At 50.7% G+C, this 18,939-nt stretch carries 21 protein-coding genes; 9 read left to right on the top strand and 12 right to left on the bottom strand.

Annotated features, from left to right (window positions below):
- Window positions 1-485: 485 nt before the first annotated feature.
- From KJA68_RS00005 to KJA68_RS00035, 7 genes are all read right to left on the bottom strand, one after another.
- Entirely contained in the window at window positions 486-776 is a 291-nt protein-coding gene (locus KJA68_RS00005; protein WP_213034872.1) for a hypothetical protein, read from the bottom strand.
- Between the two features lie 10 nt (window positions 777-786).
- A complete protein-coding gene (locus KJA68_RS00010; protein ID WP_246486997.1) occupies window positions 787-1,293 on the bottom strand; it encodes a DUF3489 domain-containing protein in 507 nt (168 codons plus the stop codon).
- On the bottom strand, window positions 1,293-1,544 hold the full coding sequence (locus tag KJA68_RS00015; RefSeq protein WP_213034873.1) for a hypothetical protein: 252 nt from the start codon (window positions 1,542-1,544) through the stop codon (window positions 1,293-1,295). Before KJA68_RS00015 ends, KJA68_RS00010 begins: the two co-directional genes overlap by 1 nt.
- Before the next feature lie 169 nt (window positions 1,545-1,713).
- Window positions 1,714-2,271 carry a hypothetical protein gene (locus KJA68_RS00020; RefSeq protein ID WP_213034874.1) on the bottom strand — a complete coding sequence of 186 codons (558 nt, stop codon included), beginning with the start codon at window positions 2,269-2,271 and terminating at the stop codon, window positions 1,714-1,716.
- Window positions 2,272-2,571: 300 nt separating this feature from the next.
- Complete coding sequence (locus KJA68_RS00025) at window positions 2,572-3,129, bottom strand: hypothetical protein (RefSeq protein WP_213034875.1); 558 nt, start codon at window positions 3,127-3,129, stop codon at window positions 2,572-2,574.
- Between the two features lie 1,163 nt (window positions 3,130-4,292).
- A complete protein-coding gene (locus tag KJA68_RS00030; RefSeq protein WP_213034876.1) occupies window positions 4,293-5,618 on the bottom strand; it encodes a CotH kinase family protein in 1,326 nt (441 codons plus the stop codon).
- A 306-nt stretch (window positions 5,619-5,924) separates the two neighbouring features.
- Window positions 5,925-6,338, bottom strand: a complete 414-nt coding sequence (locus tag KJA68_RS00035; protein ID WP_213034877.1) for a DUF6362 family protein — start codon at window positions 6,336-6,338, stop codon at window positions 5,925-5,927.
- Between KJA68_RS00035 and KJA68_RS00040 the strand changes: the two genes are divergently transcribed.
- The 4 genes from KJA68_RS00040 (at window position 6,337) to KJA68_RS00055 (ending at window position 12,200) form a co-directional block, all read left to right on the top strand.
- Window positions 6,337-6,525, top strand: a complete 189-nt coding sequence (locus KJA68_RS00040) for a hypothetical protein (protein ID WP_213034878.1) — start codon at window positions 6,337-6,339, stop codon at window positions 6,523-6,525. The genes KJA68_RS00035 and KJA68_RS00040 overlap by 2 nt on opposite strands.
- A 209-nt stretch (window positions 6,526-6,734) precedes the next feature.
- Window positions 6,735-10,169: a glycosyltransferase gene (locus KJA68_RS00045; protein ID WP_213034879.1), complete on the top strand. Its 3,435-nt coding sequence runs from the start codon at window positions 6,735-6,737 to the stop codon at window positions 10,167-10,169.
- Complete coding sequence (locus tag KJA68_RS00050) at window positions 10,169-11,368, top strand: glycosyltransferase family 4 protein (RefSeq protein WP_213034880.1); 1,200 nt, start codon at window positions 10,169-10,171, stop codon at window positions 11,366-11,368. The genes KJA68_RS00045 and KJA68_RS00050 overlap by 1 nt, the downstream gene beginning before the upstream one ends.
- Window positions 11,361-12,200: a glycosyltransferase gene (locus KJA68_RS00055; protein ID WP_213034881.1), complete on the top strand. Its 840-nt coding sequence runs from the start codon at window positions 11,361-11,363 to the stop codon at window positions 12,198-12,200. Before KJA68_RS00050 ends, KJA68_RS00055 begins: the two co-directional genes overlap by 8 nt.
- Before the next feature lie 595 nt (window positions 12,201-12,795).
- Here KJA68_RS00055 and KJA68_RS00060 read toward each other — a convergent pair.
- Entirely contained in the window at window positions 12,796-12,990 is a 195-nt protein-coding gene (locus KJA68_RS00060; RefSeq protein ID WP_213034882.1) for a hypothetical protein, read from the bottom strand.
- Between the two features lie 63 nt (window positions 12,991-13,053).
- Complete coding sequence (locus KJA68_RS00065) at window positions 13,054-13,500, bottom strand: hypothetical protein (protein ID WP_213034883.1); 447 nt, start codon at window positions 13,498-13,500, stop codon at window positions 13,054-13,056.
- Window positions 13,501-13,681: 181 nt separating this feature from the next.
- Between KJA68_RS00065 and KJA68_RS00070 the strand changes: the two genes are divergently transcribed.
- Window positions 13,682-15,079, top strand: coding sequence for an aminotransferase-like domain-containing protein (locus tag KJA68_RS00070; protein WP_246486998.1), 1,398 nt, complete (start codon window positions 13,682-13,684; stop codon window positions 15,077-15,079).
- Window positions 15,080-15,330: 251 nt separating this feature from the next.
- Here KJA68_RS00070 and KJA68_RS00075 read toward each other — a convergent pair whose 3' ends face one another.
- Both KJA68_RS00075 and KJA68_RS10955 read right to left on the bottom strand, forming a co-directional pair.
- A complete protein-coding gene (locus KJA68_RS00075; RefSeq protein ID WP_213034885.1) occupies window positions 15,331-15,558 on the bottom strand; it encodes a hypothetical protein in 228 nt (75 codons plus the stop codon).
- A gap of 250 nt (window positions 15,559-15,808) precedes the next feature.
- On the bottom strand, window positions 15,809-15,940 hold the full coding sequence (locus KJA68_RS10955) for a hypothetical protein (RefSeq protein ID WP_281412117.1): 132 nt from the start codon (window positions 15,938-15,940) through the stop codon (window positions 15,809-15,811).
- On the opposite strand from KJA68_RS10955, the gene KJA68_RS00080 reads away from it, so the two are divergent.
- Genes KJA68_RS00080 through KJA68_RS00095 form a run of 4 tightly spaced genes read left to right on the top strand, consistent with a single transcriptional unit; the run spans window position 15,939 to window position 18,645 of the window.
- Window positions 15,939-16,391: a DUF2924 domain-containing protein gene (locus KJA68_RS00080; protein ID WP_213034886.1), complete on the top strand. Its 453-nt coding sequence runs from the start codon at window positions 15,939-15,941 to the stop codon at window positions 16,389-16,391. The genes KJA68_RS10955 and KJA68_RS00080 overlap by 2 nt on opposite strands.
- Window positions 16,388-17,779, top strand: coding sequence for a recombinase family protein (locus KJA68_RS00085; protein WP_213034887.1), 1,392 nt, complete (start codon window positions 16,388-16,390; stop codon window positions 17,777-17,779). The genes KJA68_RS00080 and KJA68_RS00085 overlap by 4 nt, the downstream gene beginning before the upstream one ends.
- On the top strand, window positions 17,776-18,159 hold the full coding sequence (locus tag KJA68_RS00090; protein ID WP_213034888.1) for a site-specific recombinase resolvase: 384 nt from the start codon (window positions 17,776-17,778) through the stop codon (window positions 18,157-18,159). Before KJA68_RS00085 ends, KJA68_RS00090 begins: the two co-directional genes overlap by 4 nt.
- 6 nt (window positions 18,160-18,165) lie before the next feature.
- Window positions 18,166-18,645 carry a LacI family transcriptional regulator gene (locus KJA68_RS00095; protein ID WP_213034889.1) on the top strand — a complete coding sequence of 160 codons (480 nt, stop codon included), beginning with the start codon at window positions 18,166-18,168 and terminating at the stop codon, window positions 18,643-18,645.
- A gap of 107 nt (window positions 18,646-18,752) precedes the next feature.
- Here the strand turns inward: KJA68_RS00095 and KJA68_RS00100 are convergent.
- Window positions 18,753-18,939: helix-turn-helix domain-containing protein (locus KJA68_RS00100; protein ID WP_213034890.1), on the bottom strand; the 187-nt coding region annotated here is incomplete at its 5' end.

Genomic DNA, 18,939 nt, shown 5'->3' on the forward strand with positions numbered 1-18,939 from the left:
GTAGCTCAGGTCACGCTTGAGCGTCGCCCAGGATACGCTGAGCCGTTCTTGCAGTTCGATACGCGGAACGAATTTGCGGCCAGCCAGGGCCTGGTCTATCTGGTAGATGCGTTCCATCCTGCTCATGAGGCTCTCCGCTGAAATGGCCAAAAATGCCGAGCGTATACCATGAGCCCGGAATGATCCTTTCCGTACACAGAAAAATGGAATGGGGCAATGGGTACCGTTCTGTGTTCTGGGTAGGAAATCAAGATTATTTTAGATGATATCAATCGTTTGACAAAATCCCGGCCATGTCCCTGCTGCTGGAGTAATTTTGCTGTAAGCTCGATGTTACCGGATTGTCATGAATCCTGCGGACAAGTGCAGAATGGTGGCACATTCCATGAAATGAGTGAATCGCGCAGCTGGCAGTGCCGGTCATCCTTTGGTAATACAGGTTGAGGGATACGGGATCGTGGAGGTTACCCAATTAGCCGGGTCATTTATTCCAGATGCGCAATTACCTCCATGCGCTGGGACTCTTTTGTAAATACCCCATGCCAGGATACTCCGGATTCAAAAGTCACCCGGATGATGCGCAGGGTGTATCCCGTACATCCCCGCCTTGCCGCCGTTGCAAAATCGCTGGTATCGAATACTGCTTCACGGGCCAGTGTGCACACGATAGACTTCAGGGCAGATTCGAATAGGTCGAGCAGGTCGTCCTGCAGGCCGGGGGCAAAATTGGTTGAAATCACGTCGTCGATAATGATTTTTTTGAACCGATTGCTCATTTTTCCCTCCTCATCCAATCCGGTAGGCCCGGTCGCCTGCGTCTGTCTTAACAGATACAATGGTAAGGCCGAGTTTCTTTTTGAACACCCCGGAGAACATTCCACGAACGCTGTGTTGTTGCCAGCCAGTGGCAGCGCAAATCTGTGGAATAGTCACTCCTTCCGGCATCCTGAGCATCGAGATCACTTGGGCCTGCTTGCTGTTTTGGCGTTTGCTTGTTTTTGACTGGGCTTGTTCCGGTGCTGCCGCTTCTGGCTGATCGATTTCTGCAATCGTATCTGGTTTTAACTGTTCTTTATTGCCAGGTCGTGGCATCCCCATTGCGTCATATCCTTCCGCTGCAACAAACCAATCGCCACCAGAAGGGGTAATCAGGGCGCGCTGAAACAGGCTGTCCAGCACTTTCTTGCGTGCACCGCCATTAATGTTTTGCGGGAACCAGCCAATTTTCCCATCTGTGTGATTGACTGCATAAGCCAGGATAATGTGTTGCGCTGGGGTAAGTTGGTTGTCCATTATTTGGACTCCTTCGCTGCTGCTGCTTCGGCATATTCCCCTTCGTAGAACAGGCGGTCGCGGATCTCGCGAAGCTGGCTTGCGATCTGTGCGGTATCGCCTACGTGGCCCCAGTTGACGCTCTCTGGGGCAATCCCCAGGTGGTCATCAATCGCGCTTTGCAGACGCGCCAGAATCGCGCTGATCTCGGTGAGGTTGCCGACAAAAGCATCCAGAGCTGCGTCGGGGTGGTGAGGTTTAGGGTGCGTCATGATTTCCTCCGATTGAGTTGTGTGATGGACACATCTACGCTCTTCCACCAACCAAAGACAAGCAATTTATAAATGAATGTTGATCAGCATCATGCAATTGCCATCTATTTTCCTGGATCTAGCATTCCAATCCGGATCCGGTAGCAGGAACCGGAATTCCCTGCAGGAATCAACTTGCGGTACAGCCATCCATCTTACGCTTCATCGCTTCGGACATTTCATTGAGCAAGGCTACAGAAACCATGTCGATTTCAGCATGAATGGCAGCCACATCGCCACGGTGTACGGCGATCGTAGGAGCCAGACGGTCAGCCAGGCTTTCCAGCAGGTGACGAAACGTACTGGCAAATTCTGCGAGTACGTATTCCACCTCTGCCCTTTCCACTAAAAGTCCTGCTGCACGGTCCAGTTCGAGGTTGGCAATTTCAGCTTTGGCCTTTTGCAGCCGGTAGGTTTCCAGCTTGAGGGCGGTTCCGATTTTTTCCAGGGCGGGAGTGGAATAAACAGGGGAACCCGCCTGCATGCGCATCGCTTTATCCGTCGCATGACGGTCGATCTGTGCCTGGGCCTGCGGGTGGGGGTTTTCTGTTGCGGCCAGACGTCTTTTGGCTTCCTGAACATCGATGCGGCCATTGATCACTTCAATCCTCCCGGCATCCGCCCATTTGGTAACGGTGCCTTTGTGTACGCCCAGCAGTCGGGCAAATTCGCTTTTGGATACGTTCATTTTGCTTTTGGATGGTACTTGCATGGTGAATGCGGAAACTTCTGGGTTGGTTTGCTGTGCAATTACAGCAGGATCCGATATCTGCTGCGGGCTAGTTAAAAATTTCCAAACTTCCCGGAAAGTTGCCGAGTTGCGGCAATAGTTGCCTATGCACGGCAACTTTACCCTAGGGGAACCTCGCGGTGCGAAATACCCTCTATAATCAATTGCTTGGGAGGACCCGTTGGGGGTGGGTCCAAAGATCCTTTCCCTATCCCGGGAAAAACAATTTATTAATAGATAAACAGTTTATAACTTATCTTAATAAATTTTACTGACAACACAATTAAGCACATCTTCCAATCCCATCATGACCTGATCCTGCTGCTGCGTTAGATACCGTCTCACCTTGCCAATCATGCGGCTCAATGTGCTCTCGTGGATATCCAGAGTTTCCGCCATCCTGGTCTGTGTCACTGAACAACCGAAAAACTTCTCAACGCACGCACGCCGGATCGGATGCGTTGTCTTATGCTCGCCTAGAGCTTCGATACGCACGATATCCGCGATGTTGTTCACCGCGTCCGACCATTGCTGATTTCTTGTATACCCTAAACAGCATAAAGAACGACAGGAGCATGGATACGTTCGTGGCGCAAATTCAGCAATGATCAGTGCTTCCGGAAATTTTCCCATGCTTGCAACATGCCGCTTGATCATCCCGGCTTGTGCCGCACCATCCACACCGGCCAAGCCTTTACCGAGTGCTGCGCCCGACACTTGCCCCATGCGGTTCATGACGGACAAAACAGGGCTGCCTTGATAGTTGTATGCAAACTGCAATGCAGCGTTTACGGATTGAAACAGTCCTTCGTTCATAGTTCTCCTTTCCAGGATGAAAGATAAAGATGTTCTGAATTTTTGATTGCTTGCCGTTGACTGGTTTTTCTGTTGTAGAAATCTATTTTGAGAGCGGGTCTAACCCCGCTTGTGACTGCTCTTGCCAAAACGACTTGATGAGCAGCCGTTCCGATCAACCGGGATTGCTCCGGTCAGACGGGTAGTGTTGTGCGATTGGATGGGTGGTTTTAATGACTGAAATTTCTTACCGTAGATACGCAAAAACCCAGAGTTTTAGGTCTGGGTTTCTGTAGGCGTAGTTCTAAGACTAGCAAATTGGTATCAATATTCGCATGGTTTCTTGATTTTTGCAAATTTATTTAAAAATCGTATAGCGAGCAAGTAATCTGTCCTGACTTGTAGCATATGATCTGGCCAATCATCATTTCCGCGATCGGGATAATTGACACGCCCCCACGATCATTCCTAGCCACCGGTTCCGGTGGGAGCTTGCGGTTTCCTGGAGTAGAAACAAAACCACCCACAAGGCGAGTGGGTAGTTCTGCAGGAATTAGAGGTACAGGGATATTTTTTCCATTCCTGCTCTTTTTTATAGTGGAAAAAAACTCTGCGTGGGAACCCGCTTGGTCATCAAGCCCAAAAGCCCCAGAGATTTGACCCGCCCTCCCCCTCTGAACCCTGGTCTATCATGGTCAGGTCGGATAAGAACCTGGAGTAAAAACCTGCCCACAGGACAAACAATAAATCACGTTACAGGAGGTCGATATAACTTCCATTATGGTATAAATCATATCATAAAAATGCAGTTTTGTTGCAAGTGCATTTCCTGCCATAATGGACAAACCGCGCAAAGACTGGACAATCACGCCAAGCATTACCCTCCTTGGCTCTATAATTTGGAAGGCAGTGTACAAGGAAGATTTAACTGATCTGCAACGTCCTGAAATGCTTTGTTCCAGCGGCTACTGGCCTGGAATCGATTTTTGACAAAATAAATCCGCAATGGTATTTCTCTATAATTTGGCTCTTGTCTTCATGAAATAGGCTAGACTCAAGATCCTACACTCTATATCTATCATCCAGAGTTGCAGATATCTATTCACCGATTTCCACGACAACGCTCCATCACAAACTGGTCAAGTATAAACCAGAATTTACCTTGGTATAGAGGTGCATAGACATTATTGAGTCGTATTGAAGGACAACTCGGAATGGATCCAAAGAGCCCGTTTTTGCAGCCAATTTTTCAGGTGTGCAACTTCTTTGTCATATGTATAGTGAATTTCTGGATTTGGCCAGACAAAACGATCCAGAATCGGCCATTTTTCAAAATTTCTTTTCTGTGCCTCATCCAAACCGGTAGCTGCCGAATCTATGAAATCGAAAAGTTCGGGAATTCTGGCATACAAGACATTCCATCTATCCTTGATCCTGTCATTGAATTCTGGATCCGATAGGGCATGTTGCACATATACGCTGATTTCCCTGGTCCACCACCCATGCGGGTCTTCCATGTCATAATAATCTGCATTCCCGGCAGCAATATCAAAGTCCCATAGCGGCCCAAACCGTAGTTTCTCTTCCCATGGTCTGTATACGAAGGTGCTCGCGACACGAAATGCATCTACATTTTTCATAAATTCGTTAATTAGGTAAAAATTTACAAAAGATTCCAGTTCAATATAGTCTTTGTAGTTTATAAAATTTGGATGATTCTGGATATCCGAGGAATAAGCATTTTTCTTCTTGATAAATCCTAATTCCATGCGGTTTATAAATGCAGCTGCTTCAACTGCTTCTTCAGGGCTCAGGTTGCCTTTAATAGTGTATGGAGTGCCGAAAATATTGCCAAGAAACCATTGTGTCTCATCCAAACGAGTGTCGATCTCCATTAAAAACCCTATATCGCCTGGAACAGAGGACTCTTTCCTGGCGCCGATGTTTACCCGGTGTTCTCCAGTTTCTATGTGGTCAGTCAGCTGATAAAGCCCCTGATACTCATCATTGAGATAAAGCTCTGCAAATCTGAAACCCGGTGTCCATTCCATTCCCATTACTCGTCCAAGGCAAAGTGCAATGGCGTTTCTCAGCATAGTCTTATCTGCATAGTTTGCAAGCAAAGCCCAATTCCTGGCTGCAGGCAACCCCAGCATAGGACGAGCTTCATCAAGATTCAGACGATATGGTTTTTTCTCCATGCTCCAGGTTGAGTTGCCACGTCCCCGGATTCGGGTAGCAAATGTATTTTTGCTTGCGTCACTGTTGTCTGACAAGGTTTCACCACGGATAGTTATTTGTGCATCTATATATACTTCCTTGCTTTGAACTGGAACCTTGTCTTTGGTATGGATTTCAATGATAGCCGGGGTGGGTAAAGCACAAATCTCCTTGATGCTCGGGGGGCTGGAAAGTAAACCGTCACTTTTATCCGGATTGAGGGTTTGCGCGTATGCAGCATTGCCATAAAAGATGATAAGGGAATACAGGCTGATCAGAAAATATTTCATTGGGTATCTTTCAACAGCATCTTCAAAAAAATTAATTCGCCAATATTATGCAAGAAATTTCAGAGAAATTACAGATTTCAGGGTAAATCGCAGCGAGGCAAGGTTAATTGAAATTCTCGGTACCTATTTCATAGTGGTTGGCATTACCTAATGATTCTAATGCGGCTTTACAGGAAATTGTGCGTTCTTCTACCATGACACAAATCATATTAAAGAAATCCTGATTTTCTACACACGCTTTTCCTGCCAAAGCGGACAAACTCGCCAAAAAATGGACAATCACGCCAAGCGTTACCCTGCTTGGCTCTATGATTTAGAAGGCAGAGTACAAGGAAGATTTAACTCATCTGCAATTACCTGCAATGCTCTCTTCCATCGCCTCCAGGCCGTAGTACGGTCACAACCAACACGACGGTAAATTTCTTGCCAGTCCCAGCGATCTGCACGCATCCAGACAAGATGCCGGACTTCCGGGTCCAGCCACTGCATCCGCCGGGTGGCTTCCAGCATTCGTTCAACAGCAGCAGGAGAAGGAGGAATACCCAGCTTCCTGTCTTCTCCTGATTGTTTTCCCATAGCTTCAGCCATGCGCTGCAAGGCAGGCCATGCACTGGCATATCCAGGCGAACGGTCAGGAGGCAAAAGTCGGGCGGTTTCCGCTGCTTCCACAAACCTTGCTCTCACCTGCTCTGGGGTCCATTTCGGTATGATTGTATTCATGGGATCCGCACCTTTTGGTTCTGGTCTGACGCATCTGACGCAATCTATCGAAGCTTTCCATGACGCGCGCGTAGAGAGCTACGTTAAAATGCGTCGGCTGCATCAGGCGTATGGTTTTTCACGAGAATCAGTTGCCGCTGTAAGGCGTCTAAGTGGCAGTTTGCAAAGCCTGATCCTACCCTCGTAAGAATATTGATATTCTGGTGAGCTTAGTTATTCAATGCTATTCTTGTATAGAAACCTGCGATATAAATTCGCTCAGTACTCAACGATAACAGTCTGGTAAAACCTTCCTATCATGGAGTTGCTTTCAATAACCCCACCATACTATAAATTATCAGCTGTTCCCCAATCCAAATAAAGATTAGACAGTGGGTATTTAATTAAGAAACATTAATGAACGCATCATTTGAACTTTCACCGATCATTAATCATACATCTCAATGGCCAGTGCCTAGCGACAGTCTTATATTGAAATTGGTTGAGCCAGAATGCAATCCGCAAGACGTTGTGCTGTTGCCATCATCTATTGCACCGGAAGGGCCGCTAGTTTCCTGCCTGATGGTTAGTCGCGGCCAATTATTGCCGGCGCGTCACGCGATTGAGTGTTTTCGCAGACAAACTTACCAACGGCGCGAATTAGTAATCATCGATGATAATCCCGCATCTGAACTAACGGATCATCTGATAGTTATGGACGATCCGCTGATCCGGCACATTTTGTTGCCAACAAACCTAGATAGTTTGGGTAACCTGCGCAACCGCGCACTGGCCGAATCGCGTGGTGACCTGATATGTCAATGGGACGACGATGATCTGTACGATGCGCGCCGCATCTCCTGGCAGGTGGAAGCTCTACAGATAAGCGGGGCGCAAGCATGTTTTTTACGGCGTTGGACCCTGTGGTGGCCAGCTGAGTGTCGCATCGCAGTGTCTGGCGAGCGAATATGGGAAGGAAGCATGTTAGCGCAGCGTTCAGCAGTACCAGCCTATCCTGACAAGAGGCGAGGCGAAGACAGCTTTGTCAGTGAGCATATCATTGCAAATAAGCGCGTAGTACTGATGGATGCCCCAGAACTTTATTGTTATACCATTCACGGCGCGAACACTTTTCACTACCAGCATTTTCTTGCCATCTACAACGCCGCCAGTGAATTTTCTAGTCGTCATTTTTATGAAGAATACTTGCAACTGCTTGGTCGCCGGTTGCCGATCCTGGAATACGCCGTTGCATTGAAACAAAGAGAAAACCTTTCTCCCTATCGGCGTCCGCAGCCAGCATCACTTCCAGATCGATTCATCGACCCAGCAAGGCAGCGTCCCGGACGTACACCGTCATGCAGCGAACCGCGAGTCTCCATCATCGTGCGTAGCATGGGTCGCAACTGTCTTGTTGATGCCCTGGGCTCATTGGCTGTTCAATCTTATCGCAAATTCGAAGTAGTGGTGGTGGACGCTACCGGCGGACATCATCCGCCATTGCCGGTAAAAATTGCCTCAGATGTACGCTTTCGACTGGTGTGCGCAGGACGCCCACTGAAGCGCCCGGCAGCCGCAAACCTTGGACTCGAAGCGGCTACTGGAGAATACCTCGGCTTCCTGGATGACGACGATCTGTTTGATCCAGAACACATTGCGCTGTTGATTCGCCGCATACTTGAGCCGGATCACCCGGACTTGGTATATGCCGGCCTGTGGCTGGTTGACCGCTATCATCGCCTTACCCAAAAACAGTGCAATCCCTTCAACCCGCTGATGTTTCAGTTCTTCAATCTGATACCGTCAATTTCAGTGCTGTTTCACCGCCGTGTAATTGAACTTGGTTGCCGTTTCGATGAAAGTCAGGAAATCTTCGAAGACTGGGATTTCTGGTTCCAGCTCTTACCACATGTACACATAGAGCGTGTTGAAATTCCTACGCAACAGTATTTCATTGAGGCAGGAACATCCGGTTGCAGCATCGGCTTGAACGCCGATTCAGCACGTGCCGGACACTACTCAAAACGTGTGCGCCAACGCTGGCAACCTTGTAGTTCCACGCTATGGCGTGAATACACTAAGCTTGTGCATGACCTGCTTGCACGCTTTCACGATGGGGAGCGAGCGGAACTGCGTCCAGCGATGCGAGCGCTGCTAAAGCGTTACCCCGAGGAACCAAACATCGAATTCCATCTTGGGAGCACTTATCTTGCAGAAGGTCATGTTTTTAGTGCGCGCCGGCTATATGAGTCGGCTGTTTCGCATAATCGCAGCTGTCCGGAATTTGTACTGTCACTGGCAAAACTTTGGGAAGCACAGGGTTCAATAGAAGATGCACTGTCATGCCTGGAAGAAGCACGCCCCTTTCTTTCAAATCAAATACCCATAGTGGTTGCCGAAATTACCCGTTTGCGACGTTTGCTAATCAGCAACCAGACATTTACTGGAAACAAGGTAGGAGGTGTACGCATTGGTCGCAACGATCCCTGTTCCTGTGGCAGCGGCATACGTTACAAATATTGTTGTGGACATCACAACAGTGCACCACCAAAACCTGCTGCTACAAATCAGGCATTGCTGGCAGAATGCGACCAGTTGCATTTGACCGGCATTGAGCTCTATCGACGTGGGGAGTTATTAGCAGCTGGCGAATATTTAGAAACAGCCAATACGATACTTCCAGGCCAGCCAATGATAAATCATGCATTGGCACTGTTGGCTTATGATCAGGGCGAACTAGACAAAGCTGCACGCTATGCCGATATTGCTCTGGCCGCCACGAGTGACCCGGTTATCACGAATTTCCATCGCCAATTGAATTACCGGCGCCGCCGCATCATTGAAGGGCAAAGGCTGCGCAACGCCCTACGTGCCTCGAAACGTCTTTTGACATCAGATGAAGTGAGGCTCACATTGAAATCCGCGCAGAAGATCTGGGTAATGCTATGCAATAAGATTCTCCCTCTCTCTAAAGACGATTTTCATGGTTGGCAGGGTGAGTTACATTTCATTCGGAGTGACACTGAAATACTGCCAGGAATTACGCTTGGGTCGTGGCCAAAACAAGACGATGTAATGGTGATCGACGGGATACCCGAAGTTCTACCGCCAATTTTGGATTCAAAAATACACGCGCAGGTATTAATACGAGCCACCCGGGATTGTCCAGCCATGCTGTTCGAAATCGCTCATTCAGTGTCTGGTAGAATTGGCATCATCTATCCTGACGATACCACTGCGCGACAGGTCGGCCTACCTGGGCTGGTTATACGGCCGACGCTACCGCTAGCTGCATTCGAAATCTCGCGCCCATCGCCCGGGATTCTGTTTCGGGTAGGACTTCGCGGCAGTTGCGAGGTCGATGGCCTGCATCCGCTCGATGCAGTACTGATCCGCCGTCTGCTGGCCAGCAATCTGTCAGTAAGTGTACATGGTGGCACACCTCTGTTGCGATACTTTCCACCCTCAGCGCTGCCGTCGGAACTGCGGTTGCATGGCTTCGATGGGTCGCAGGAAGACTTTCTTGCAAGCATCGACTGCCTGGTGCTTCAACGTGCGCCTCTGGCAAGTGGTGCAGCAGCGCTTGGCTTCGTTGCCAGCGCGCTGGCAGCGGGTTGTCCGCTGATCTGCGCGGATGGGCTGCCTGGTGCCGAACTGATCATCAACGGTCACAATGGTTTTTTAGTAGCTGCAGAAGATGAAGCTGCAATCTGTGAGCAGATTGCGCGACTGCAGCAGGATGCTACACTCGTGCAATCTATTTCCGAAGAAGCTCGCGCGACTGCCAGCCGCTATTTTGCCTCGCAGGACTTCGGATGCTGGACGCGGATTCACATGGGGTTGGAAATCTGATGCGCGGCATAAAACTGGTTTCCTGGTCGGGCACATCGGGGTACGCGCTATCGGCGCTGAATTATCTGCGTGGCTTGGTGGCGCAGCAGATCCCAATAGAATGGGTGCCGCTGTGTTCCGGGCCAGACGGCTATATGCCATGGCACACCGATCTTGGCATGGATGCACTCGATTTTTTTCCGACATTGTCGAATGATCCGATGCATACTGATCTGCAGCAGCTTGTTAAGCACTGTTGCAGATCTTGCAACTACGATACAGTACTAGTGCATTTGCCACCAGAATACTGGCCGTTGTATTTCGAACCCGGGCGACGCAATATCGGTTTTACTGCTTGGGAAACCAATCGTTTACCGCCACACTGGCCCTCGCTGCTCAACCTGGCTGAGCGCGTACTGGTGCCCAGCAACATGAACCGCGAAGTATGCGAGCATTGTGGTGTTGTGGTACCCGTGCGCACGGTACCGCATATGCAGCGCGAAATCTCCCCGCTGATGTTGGACAAGCGACGCCAGCAAATTCGCACGGAATTAGGCATTGGTCCGCATACCACGGTGTTTTATTCAATTAACACCTGGGAACCGCGCAAGGCCGTATATGATCTCTTGAGTGCCTTTGCAAGTGCCTTCACTGACACAGATGATGTCCTGCTGTTGATTAAGACCTCGCCACAAGGCATCGGGGCACCCCCGTCCTTTACTGTCGAGCCAGTCGCCGATCTGCTTGCGAAATGGCATCAACGCTCCACACGCGGACGTAAGACCTGCCTGCCGCCGATCCGCGTAATCGGGGACAACCTTTCAGGAGAAAAGATCGAGCATCTGCACCGCGCGGGGGACGTGTTTGTTTCGCTGACACACGGTGAAGGCTGGGGCATGGGCGGCTGTGAGGCATTGGCGCATGGTCGCCCGGTACTCATGACCGGATGGGGCGGTCAACTCGACTACCTTGGCAATGACTGGCCATGGCTTGTAAAATACCGTTTGATACAGTTGACACCATGGCCACAGCAGGCAAGCTTCCTTGCCACCCAGCAATGGGCGCAAGCCGATCTGGTGCATGCTGCTGAATTGATGCGCAGTCTGCACTGTGATTTGCCAGCCGCCATGACTCACGCTACACAGGCCGCAGGAGATTTACGCCAGCGGCTGTCGATGAAAATAGTGACTGATCACTTATTGTCGAGCCTGAATGACTGATATACCGCGCATCTTCCATTTCGTGTTCGGGCTGAGACCGCAGGATGAACCGTTTCACCTACTACACTATCTGTGCCTGAAATCATGTCTGCAAGTCAATCGACCGGAGGCAATCCACTTTCATTACCTCAACGAGCCCTGGGGCTATTGGTGGGATCGCATCCGGCCTTATCTGATGCTGCATCATGTAGATCCGGAGCCATTCGTTCGTGATAGCGTCCGATATGCCAACACGCCTGAGGGACGCATCATCCGCCAACGCAACCTTGACTATGCACATGAATCAGACTTCATTCGCATGAATGTGCTGCAAACTTGGGGAGGAGTATATGCCGACATGGACACGCTTTTTCTCCAACCGATACCAAATGAGCTTTACTGCGAACAGTTTGTCATCGGTGCGGAACAGGACGAAATAGAAGAACGCGACCCAATGAAGCGTTCTTTATGCAACGCATTGATGATGGCGCGGCCGAAATCCGCGTATTTAAATCGCTGGCTGGAGAACATGTATATGGTATTCGATGGCACATGGAGTCGTCATTCCTGTCAGGAGGCGACGCGTGTGCGGCAGCTTATGCCGGATACAGTGCGCGTGCTGCCCAAGCGCTGTTTCCATCGTCACGGCCCGGACCCAATCGGTGTACATACATTGTTTGAGGGGCTAGACGAAGATTTCTCAGGAATGTACTCAATGCATTTATGGGCGCATCTGTGGTGGGATGAATGGCGCACCGATTTCACCATTGTGCATGGTGGCATGATCAACGAAGATTACGTGCGTTATGCCGAGACTACATACGCAGTGGCGGCACGAAGATTTCTTGACTGAAGTAGGGTAGTGTGCAGCACCTGCAACCGGGAACAGGTACTGAGTTTACGTGTGCAACCAAACTGTTGACGCACGGAATAAAGCACCTGCATCTTCTCTAACTCACCAATTCGAACTAGCCAGATACAGAGAGCCAGTTTGTACTTGCCATTCCGACCGAAGGAAGCGTTCATGCAGTCTCCAAACACCTCTACTCATAGGAGATTGCATGAATCAGAAATCGATCCAATTTGTCACACCACCATCCAAAGTTACGCAAATCACCCAGCTGCCAAGTCTGGATATGCAGGAAATCCGTGCCCTGTAGAAACGCTTGTTTGGTGGCGATAGACAATGAACAGTGTTACATAGTATCGCTTCGCAAATTTGGCCGGTGATATCTTTCAGCTCGCAGGTGCAGCATTTCCCGGAAGCCATGGAATGGGCGAACACGGCAGTTCCCTGGTTGCTTGGTCTCGGTCCTGAACACAACGGCCGATCACTGACAGTGGATGACCGTTATTGAATTTGCAACCCTGCAAGCCGCAATGCACGGAATGCCAGTGATTTACCCTGCCAGAATTTCCGGTCTGGATGCTCTGACTTCCAGGTACGTTTAGCGGTCACGAAAAATGTATACCATGATCCATGCGCCAATTGTCAATATCCAGGAGATCACCTGGGTCAGGGTCGATGGCTGGAATATTCCCATATAGAGTACCCCGGTAAATGCGCTGAGATTGATGGCAATCACCGAACATATCAGGTAATAAACGCGAAACGACTTGAGCATGGCAGGTTTTCCTTTCAAACGATCTATAACCAAGCTGGAAGATATATAGCCTGTCCTGACTGGCGTACCCCGGAAAGAATTTTATTCCGGGGTGACATTCATTGGGCTTTCTTTCCGTTTTCTGCCGGGGAGCCTGTACACTCCTTTCATGATTTCTCCAATAATGCCGCCAAAGTTGGCCGATTCCACCACGAGGATGAGGCACAGGCCCCAGTAGGCAAGAGGAATTCTGAAAAATAGATCCACGTACTCATAGGAATCATCAAAGAAGGTCAGCTGGGCAAAGCTGATGGTGCGCACGAACAGCGGTGGCAGGCAGGCCAGCCATTTTCCGTGCCGGCCATAAATCAGGGAAACCACGACGCCTGCAATAAACGGCACGAGAAACACATCGATCACCCAAGGAAAAGTAAAGGTGGCAATTCCACGGTAGATTTCGATGTTGACGCCCAGTGCCATGTCGCCCAGATAGATCAACGCCATTCCGGCCAGAACGGCAAATGACCCTTTCACAAATTGTGAATTCATGGTTTTCTCCCTTTTTGAACAGACTACAGCATGATCATAGTATTTCCCAAGCATCTGTTCTTTATGATAAGTTTTCAGAACACCCTCTCTATGGACTGTACCTTACAGCACAATAACCGGACAATACAGGTACAATTATTATTATTTTTAACCATCCTGTACTGGTTTAATGACCATGCCAATGTTAAGTCTTGATTCGCATGATTCCCTTCCACTGATCCAGCAGATCGTCACCGCTGTAAAGAAGCTGATTGATGACCGGGCGATACGCCCGGGTGCACGCATGCCCTCGATCCGGAGTTTTGCACAAAGCCATGGGGTCAGTCGTTTTACAGTGGTACAGGCTTATGACAAGCTGGTAGCGATGGGGTATCTGCATTCGCGGCAGGGTTCCGGATTTTATGTTTCGCCTCGTCCAGTACCGCGTGATTTACCGGATTCATCCTACAGGCTGGACAGTGCGATCGACGTGGTCTGGCTGCTGCGGAATGCCCTGAAAGACCGGTCCAGCAAGACAATGCCGGGCGCATGGTGGCTTCCTGCTTCCTGGATGGTCGAGACGGGTATCAAAAAAAGTCTGCGCATGCTGTCTTTGAAGGATGGAGAGTTTCTTACGGCATACGGCACACCTGCCGGGTATTTGCCATTGCGGAATCTTCTGCAGAGAAAACTGTCGGGGATCGGGGTGGTGGCAGATACCTCGCAGATTGTGCTGACTTCAGGAGTAACTCATGCGATGGATCTGGTGACACGCTATTTTGTGCGGCCCGGAGATGCAGTTCTGGTGGATGATCCGGGTTATTTCATTCTGTTCGGAGGCCTGAAATCGTTTGGCGCCAGAATCGTCGGAGTTCCATGGAATCAGGACGGCCCAGACACGGATGCGATGGAAGCCCTGATCCAGGAATATCACCCTAGAATTTTTTTTACTAATACGGTATTGCACAACCCAACCGGAGTCAGCATCAGCCTGCCGGTCGCCCATCGCATGCTGCAGCTGGCTGAAAAGTACGACATGATTCTGGTGGAAGATGATATTTACGGAGATTTTCATTCCGGCACGGCGACTCGTCTTGCCACCCTCGACCAGTTAAAGCGGGTAATTTATGTAAGCAGTTTTTCCAAATCAGTTTCGGCGAGTTTGCGCGTGGGATATTTTGCATGTAATCGAGAAACTGCTGAAAGCCTTTGTGATGTGAAGCTGCTGACCGGGCTGACTACATCGGAAGTAAGCGAACAACTGATTTATCAGTTGTTGACTGATGGGCATTATCGAAAACATCTGGACAAACTGCGTGCAAAATTACTGGCAGCTCGACAGACTACAATAACCCGTCTTGAAGCTCTTGGTTTTACGGTCTATTGTGAACCGGAAGGCGGGATGTTTATCTGGGCAAAGCGGGATGACCAGGATAACACCGCGGAATTAACCAGTCTTGCTGCAAAAGAGGGAATCATGCTCGCACCCGGAAACATGTTTCGCCCGCATCATGAATATTCACCATGGTATCGGTTCAATGTGGCACATTGCGGCGACGAGACAATTTATGATTTTCTCAGACATTCTGTTTCAAAATGAAACTAGCTGCGTTCATCTGAATCTCTTGTAACAGATTTCAGGCCAATGCCTAGTCTTACAAAAAATCCACTGTCATGTCTACATAGGGAGATCATAAATAAAGCGAATTCTGGAATAAAGCGCAATTTTGAATAATACGGGCCAGGTGAGTGGGATGCGATAGCATTCATCTCTATTTGACTCGCCAGTCGAAATTGCAAAGATGAACCACACACCTGGTCAGTTTTCAACCGGCGCCAACATGGGGTAGATTATTTTCCCTCAATTACCCGCGCCACATCACCGTGACATTCAACACACTCACCCATAAGCAGCAAGTTTCCGCCTTTGATGGCTCCGCTGAAATTGACGATCGTTGTTTCGCAACGGCAGTGCGTACACCAGACATTGGTTAGAAGACGGTGGCGGACATGGGCAGAAATGGACTCCCAGCGTTTCCGCGCTGGAGGGGTAAAATGAGGTAATGACTCAACAACCATAGAAGTATCAGAGTATTGTGAATTGTAATTCGCGTCAGAATTTCAGGAACTTAGCACAGGTATACAGAAGAGAGCCAAGCATAATTAAAATGGAACGAAGCGTTCACTGCCAACCATGTTCTTGGGTGAGATTTTCCAGTTTTTAGTCATGCTGCGCAAGCCTCAGCCAGATACGTTTTATCGTAGCTTCGGCTTTAAGGGAATGGCCACGGCTCATAAACACTTTCCCCCAGCGCCCGCGCTGCGGAAATCACCACCATTCTGGCCACCGCCCTCCTCCGCACCCAGTGTCCGAAATCTCCAGACCCGAGCGCGGTTCGACTTGATCTTCTGCCGGATCGAAGCGTTCATGCAACTCCTTATCTACAGGAGAAATCAACATGAATGATATCAGAACCTCCGTGGCGGCCCAGGTAGCCGCCCTGCCCGGCTTGCCGATCCAGGATCTCTGGAAACTGTGGGACCGGTATTTTACCCGCCGCCCCAGTCATCCCAACCGCGCCTTCCTTGAGTCGCGGATTGCCTACAAGCTGCAGGAACAGGCTTACGGGGGATTGTCCCCCAGTACCCGGCAGCGGCTGGAAGCGATCGGGGCGAAGCATTCTAAAATCCCGCTACGTGTCCGGCCACGCGACTTCCATTTTGCACCAGGCACGATACTGCTGCGCGAGTGGGGGGAGCAGGAGCACAAGGTAACCGTGACTGCAGAAGGCCGGTTCGAATATGAAGGACTCACCTTTAAAAGCCTGACTGCGGTGGCACGGCAGATCACCGGTGCACACTGGTCGGGGCCGCTGTTCTTCGGGTTGACCGGAAAAGGGGGAAAATCATGAGTACTTCCCTTCCCTCTTGTCCTTCCAGCGCGTCGGCAAAGCCTCGCAAGCGCTGTGCAGTGTATTGCCGGGTGTCTTCGGACGAACGACTGGATCAGGAATTTAATTCCATCGATGCGCAGAAAGAAGCCGGTCATGCGTATGTCACCAGCCAGCGGGCGGAAGGCTGGATTCCGGTGGCCGACGATTATGACGATCCGGGGTTTTCCGGGGGGAATACGGAACGGCCGGGATTGAAGCGTCTGCTGCAGGATGTCGAGCAGGGCAAAATCGAGATTGTTGTGGTGTACAAGATCGACCGCCTGACGCGAAGTCTGGCTGACTTTTCCAGAATGATCGAGGTGTTCGAACGCTGTGGGGTATCGTTTGTATCGGTGACGCAGCAGTTCAATACCACGACCAGCATGGGGCGGCTGATGCTGAATGTATTATTGTCCTTCGCACAGTTCGAGCGGGAAGTCACGGGAGAGCGCATTCGCGACAAGATTGCGGCCAGCAAGCGCAAGGGCCTGTGGATGGGAGGCGTGCCGCCCCTGGGCTATGATGTCGAGAACCGGATGCTGGTAATCAATGAGGCCGAGGCAATGGTGGTGCGGCGCATTTTTAACGAAATGCTCACCCTCGGTTCGCCGACCCGGATCGCTGCGAACCTGGCCACGGAAGGCATCACCACCAAGGCATGGACCACGCAGGATGGACAGGTGCGGGAAGGAAAACGCATCGACAAGAAATATCTGCACAAGCTGCTACGCAACCGCATTTACCTCGGGGAATTGTCGCACAAGGGAAGCTGGTATCCCGGAGTGCACCCGCCAATCATCGACCGGGAGCTTTGGGACAAGGTTCACGCCATCCTGGCTAAAGACGGCCAGGCCCGGTCGGTGGAGACCCGAATCCGGTCACGTACCGATGCCTTGTTGCGGGGTTTGCTGTATGCGCCATCCGGCGAGCGGAAGTATCCAACCTATTCGCGCAAGAACGGGCGCAAGTATCATTATTATGTTTCCCGCTCGGAAAGCCGTTTCGGTGCGCCGGGCAAAAGCTGCGAGAGACTGCCCGCTCCGGAAATCGAGGGTGCGGTGGTGGCACAGATGCGCACGGTGCTGACCAGTCCGGAGTCCATTGCAGCCGTGGTGCACCACATCCAGCAGAACGGTGCGCAGCTTGACGAGGCCACTACGGTGATGGCGATGGGGCGGCTCCATGATATCTGGGATCAGCTGTTTCCGGTCGAGCGGCACCGCATCGCCCATCTGATGATCGAACGCATTGATCTGGTATCAGGGGGGCTCCAGGTGAAGTGGCGGGAATTGGGCTGGAAGCAGCTGATCGGTGAATTTGCCCCGCATGGCATCGGCGCGGAATTGCTGGAGGTTGAGTGCTCATGAACCACCCTACTGGTAATTCTCTGGAAACTTTCGTACCGCTCGAATTCAGAAAACGCGGGATGCAGCACTTCGCCACGCCCCATGCTGCTGTTCATGATACGACCTTGCTGGAGGGTCTAGGGCGGGCGTTTTACTGGCAGAAGCTGCTCGATTCCGGAGTAATGCAAAGCGGATCAGAAATTGCACGGGCGGAGAATCTGCATCATTCGGTCGTCAACGAGTTATTGCGCCTGACGCTGCTGGCCCCGGATATCACTGAGCAGTTCATGGCGGGGAAACAACCCAGGAAGCTGAACCTGATGTGGTTTCAGCGCAATGCGCTGCCGGTGGACTGGCAGGAACAGCGGGATATTCTTGTCAACTTTGATCGGGAGGATTGATAACCGATGGCGAATAAAAATCCAGAAAATCTGACTGGCAATCCGGTAGCTTACTCAATGCCGATTCCTGCAGGCGGCGTGCAGATGGAAACCTTCATTCCCTGGACATTGGTTAAACGTGGAGTCAACAGGCAGGTCATCACTCCGCTGGATGCGCCTCAGGAATTCACTGCAGATGCGCGCCAGGAACGGCAGGCCCGCGAGTCATTACAGGACACCGCACTGATGCGTGCGCTCGGGCTAGCCCATCACTGGCAGCGATTACTGGACGGGCAATGGGTAGAATCGATAGCTGAAATCGCAAAGGCCGAGGGATTGGATGTTACACAGGTGCGACGCATCATGCGGCTGACGCTGTTGGCTCCAGAGGTTGTTGAACGGCTGGCGAGGTCGCCTGACGTCGTGCTGGAGCAGGTGATGCGCCGCCCCTGGCCCAGCAGTTGGAACGTACAGACACACGTACTGCCCGAAACCATCCGAGATTGAACTGCCGCTTTTGATCCTAAGCGAACTATGCCGACTGACGAGAGCGAACGTTCAACGTGGAGTTGAAGCGCCTGCGCGACTTTTCGTGCAGGTTCGGTTGCCCGAGCTTATCGCAACGCACCCCCTGACCGAAGAAGACAAACGGAAAAACCGAACCAAATCGAAGGTGGCGTCGGTTGCATCCCTTTGGCACCACGCACCAGGATGGGGTCCTCAAGCATCTCACGTAATCGTTTCAGTGCATTACTCATGGCTGACTGGCTTAGAAAAACACGCTCAGCCGCCCGAGATACA

It is taken from the genome of Candidatus Nitrotoga fabula (assembly GCF_905221025.1).
Classification (GTDB): domain Bacteria; phylum Pseudomonadota; class Gammaproteobacteria; order Burkholderiales; family Gallionellaceae; genus Nitrotoga; species Nitrotoga fabula.

Coding starts and splice junctions, on each gene's coding strand:
- KJA68_RS00005 (WP_213034872.1), bottom strand. CDS start 776: ATGAGCAATCGGTTCAAAAAAATCATTATCGACGACGTGATTTCAACC.
- KJA68_RS00010 (WP_246486997.1), bottom strand. CDS start 1,293: ATGGACAACCAACTTACCCCAGCGCAACACATTATCCTGGCTTATGCA.
- KJA68_RS00015 (WP_213034873.1), bottom strand. CDS start 1,544: ATGACGCACCCTAAACCTCACCACCCCGACGCAGCTCTGGATGCTTTT.
- KJA68_RS00020 (WP_213034874.1), bottom strand. CDS start 2,271: ATGAACGTATCCAAAAGCGAATTTGCCCGACTGCTGGGCGTACACAAA.
- KJA68_RS00025 (WP_213034875.1), bottom strand. CDS start 3,129: ATGAACGAAGGACTGTTTCAATCCGTAAACGCTGCATTGCAGTTTGCA.
- KJA68_RS00030 (WP_213034876.1), bottom strand. CDS start 5,618: ATGAAATATTTTCTGATCAGCCTGTATTCCCTTATCATCTTTTATGGC.
- KJA68_RS00040 (WP_213034878.1), top strand. CDS start 6,337: ATGGGATCCGCACCTTTTGGTTCTGGTCTGACGCATCTGACGCAATCT.
- KJA68_RS00035 (WP_213034877.1), bottom strand. CDS start 6,338: ATGAATACAATCATACCGAAATGGACCCCAGAGCAGGTGAGAGCAAGG.
- KJA68_RS00045 (WP_213034879.1), top strand. CDS start 6,735: ATGAACGCATCATTTGAACTTTCACCGATCATTAATCATACATCTCAA.
- KJA68_RS00050 (WP_213034880.1), top strand. CDS start 10,169: ATGCGCGGCATAAAACTGGTTTCCTGGTCGGGCACATCGGGGTACGCG.
- KJA68_RS00055 (WP_213034881.1), top strand. CDS start 11,361: ATGACTGATATACCGCGCATCTTCCATTTCGTGTTCGGGCTGAGACCG.
- KJA68_RS00065 (WP_213034883.1), bottom strand. CDS start 13,500: ATGAATTCACAATTTGTGAAAGGGTCATTTGCCGTTCTGGCCGGAATG.
- KJA68_RS00070 (WP_246486998.1), top strand. CDS start 13,682: ATGTTAAGTCTTGATTCGCATGATTCCCTTCCACTGATCCAGCAGATC.
- KJA68_RS00075 (WP_213034885.1), bottom strand. CDS start 15,558: ATGGTTGTTGAGTCATTACCTCATTTTACCCCTCCAGCGCGGAAACGC.
- KJA68_RS00080 (WP_213034886.1), top strand. CDS start 15,939: ATGAATGATATCAGAACCTCCGTGGCGGCCCAGGTAGCCGCCCTGCCC.
- KJA68_RS10955 (WP_281412117.1), bottom strand. CDS start 15,940: ATGTTGATTTCTCCTGTAGATAAGGAGTTGCATGAACGCTTCGATCCG.
- KJA68_RS00085 (WP_213034887.1), top strand. CDS start 16,388: ATGAGTACTTCCCTTCCCTCTTGTCCTTCCAGCGCGTCGGCAAAGCCT.
- KJA68_RS00090 (WP_213034888.1), top strand. CDS start 17,776: ATGAACCACCCTACTGGTAATTCTCTGGAAACTTTCGTACCGCTCGAA.
- KJA68_RS00095 (WP_213034889.1), top strand. CDS start 18,166: ATGGCGAATAAAAATCCAGAAAATCTGACTGGCAATCCGGTAGCTTAC.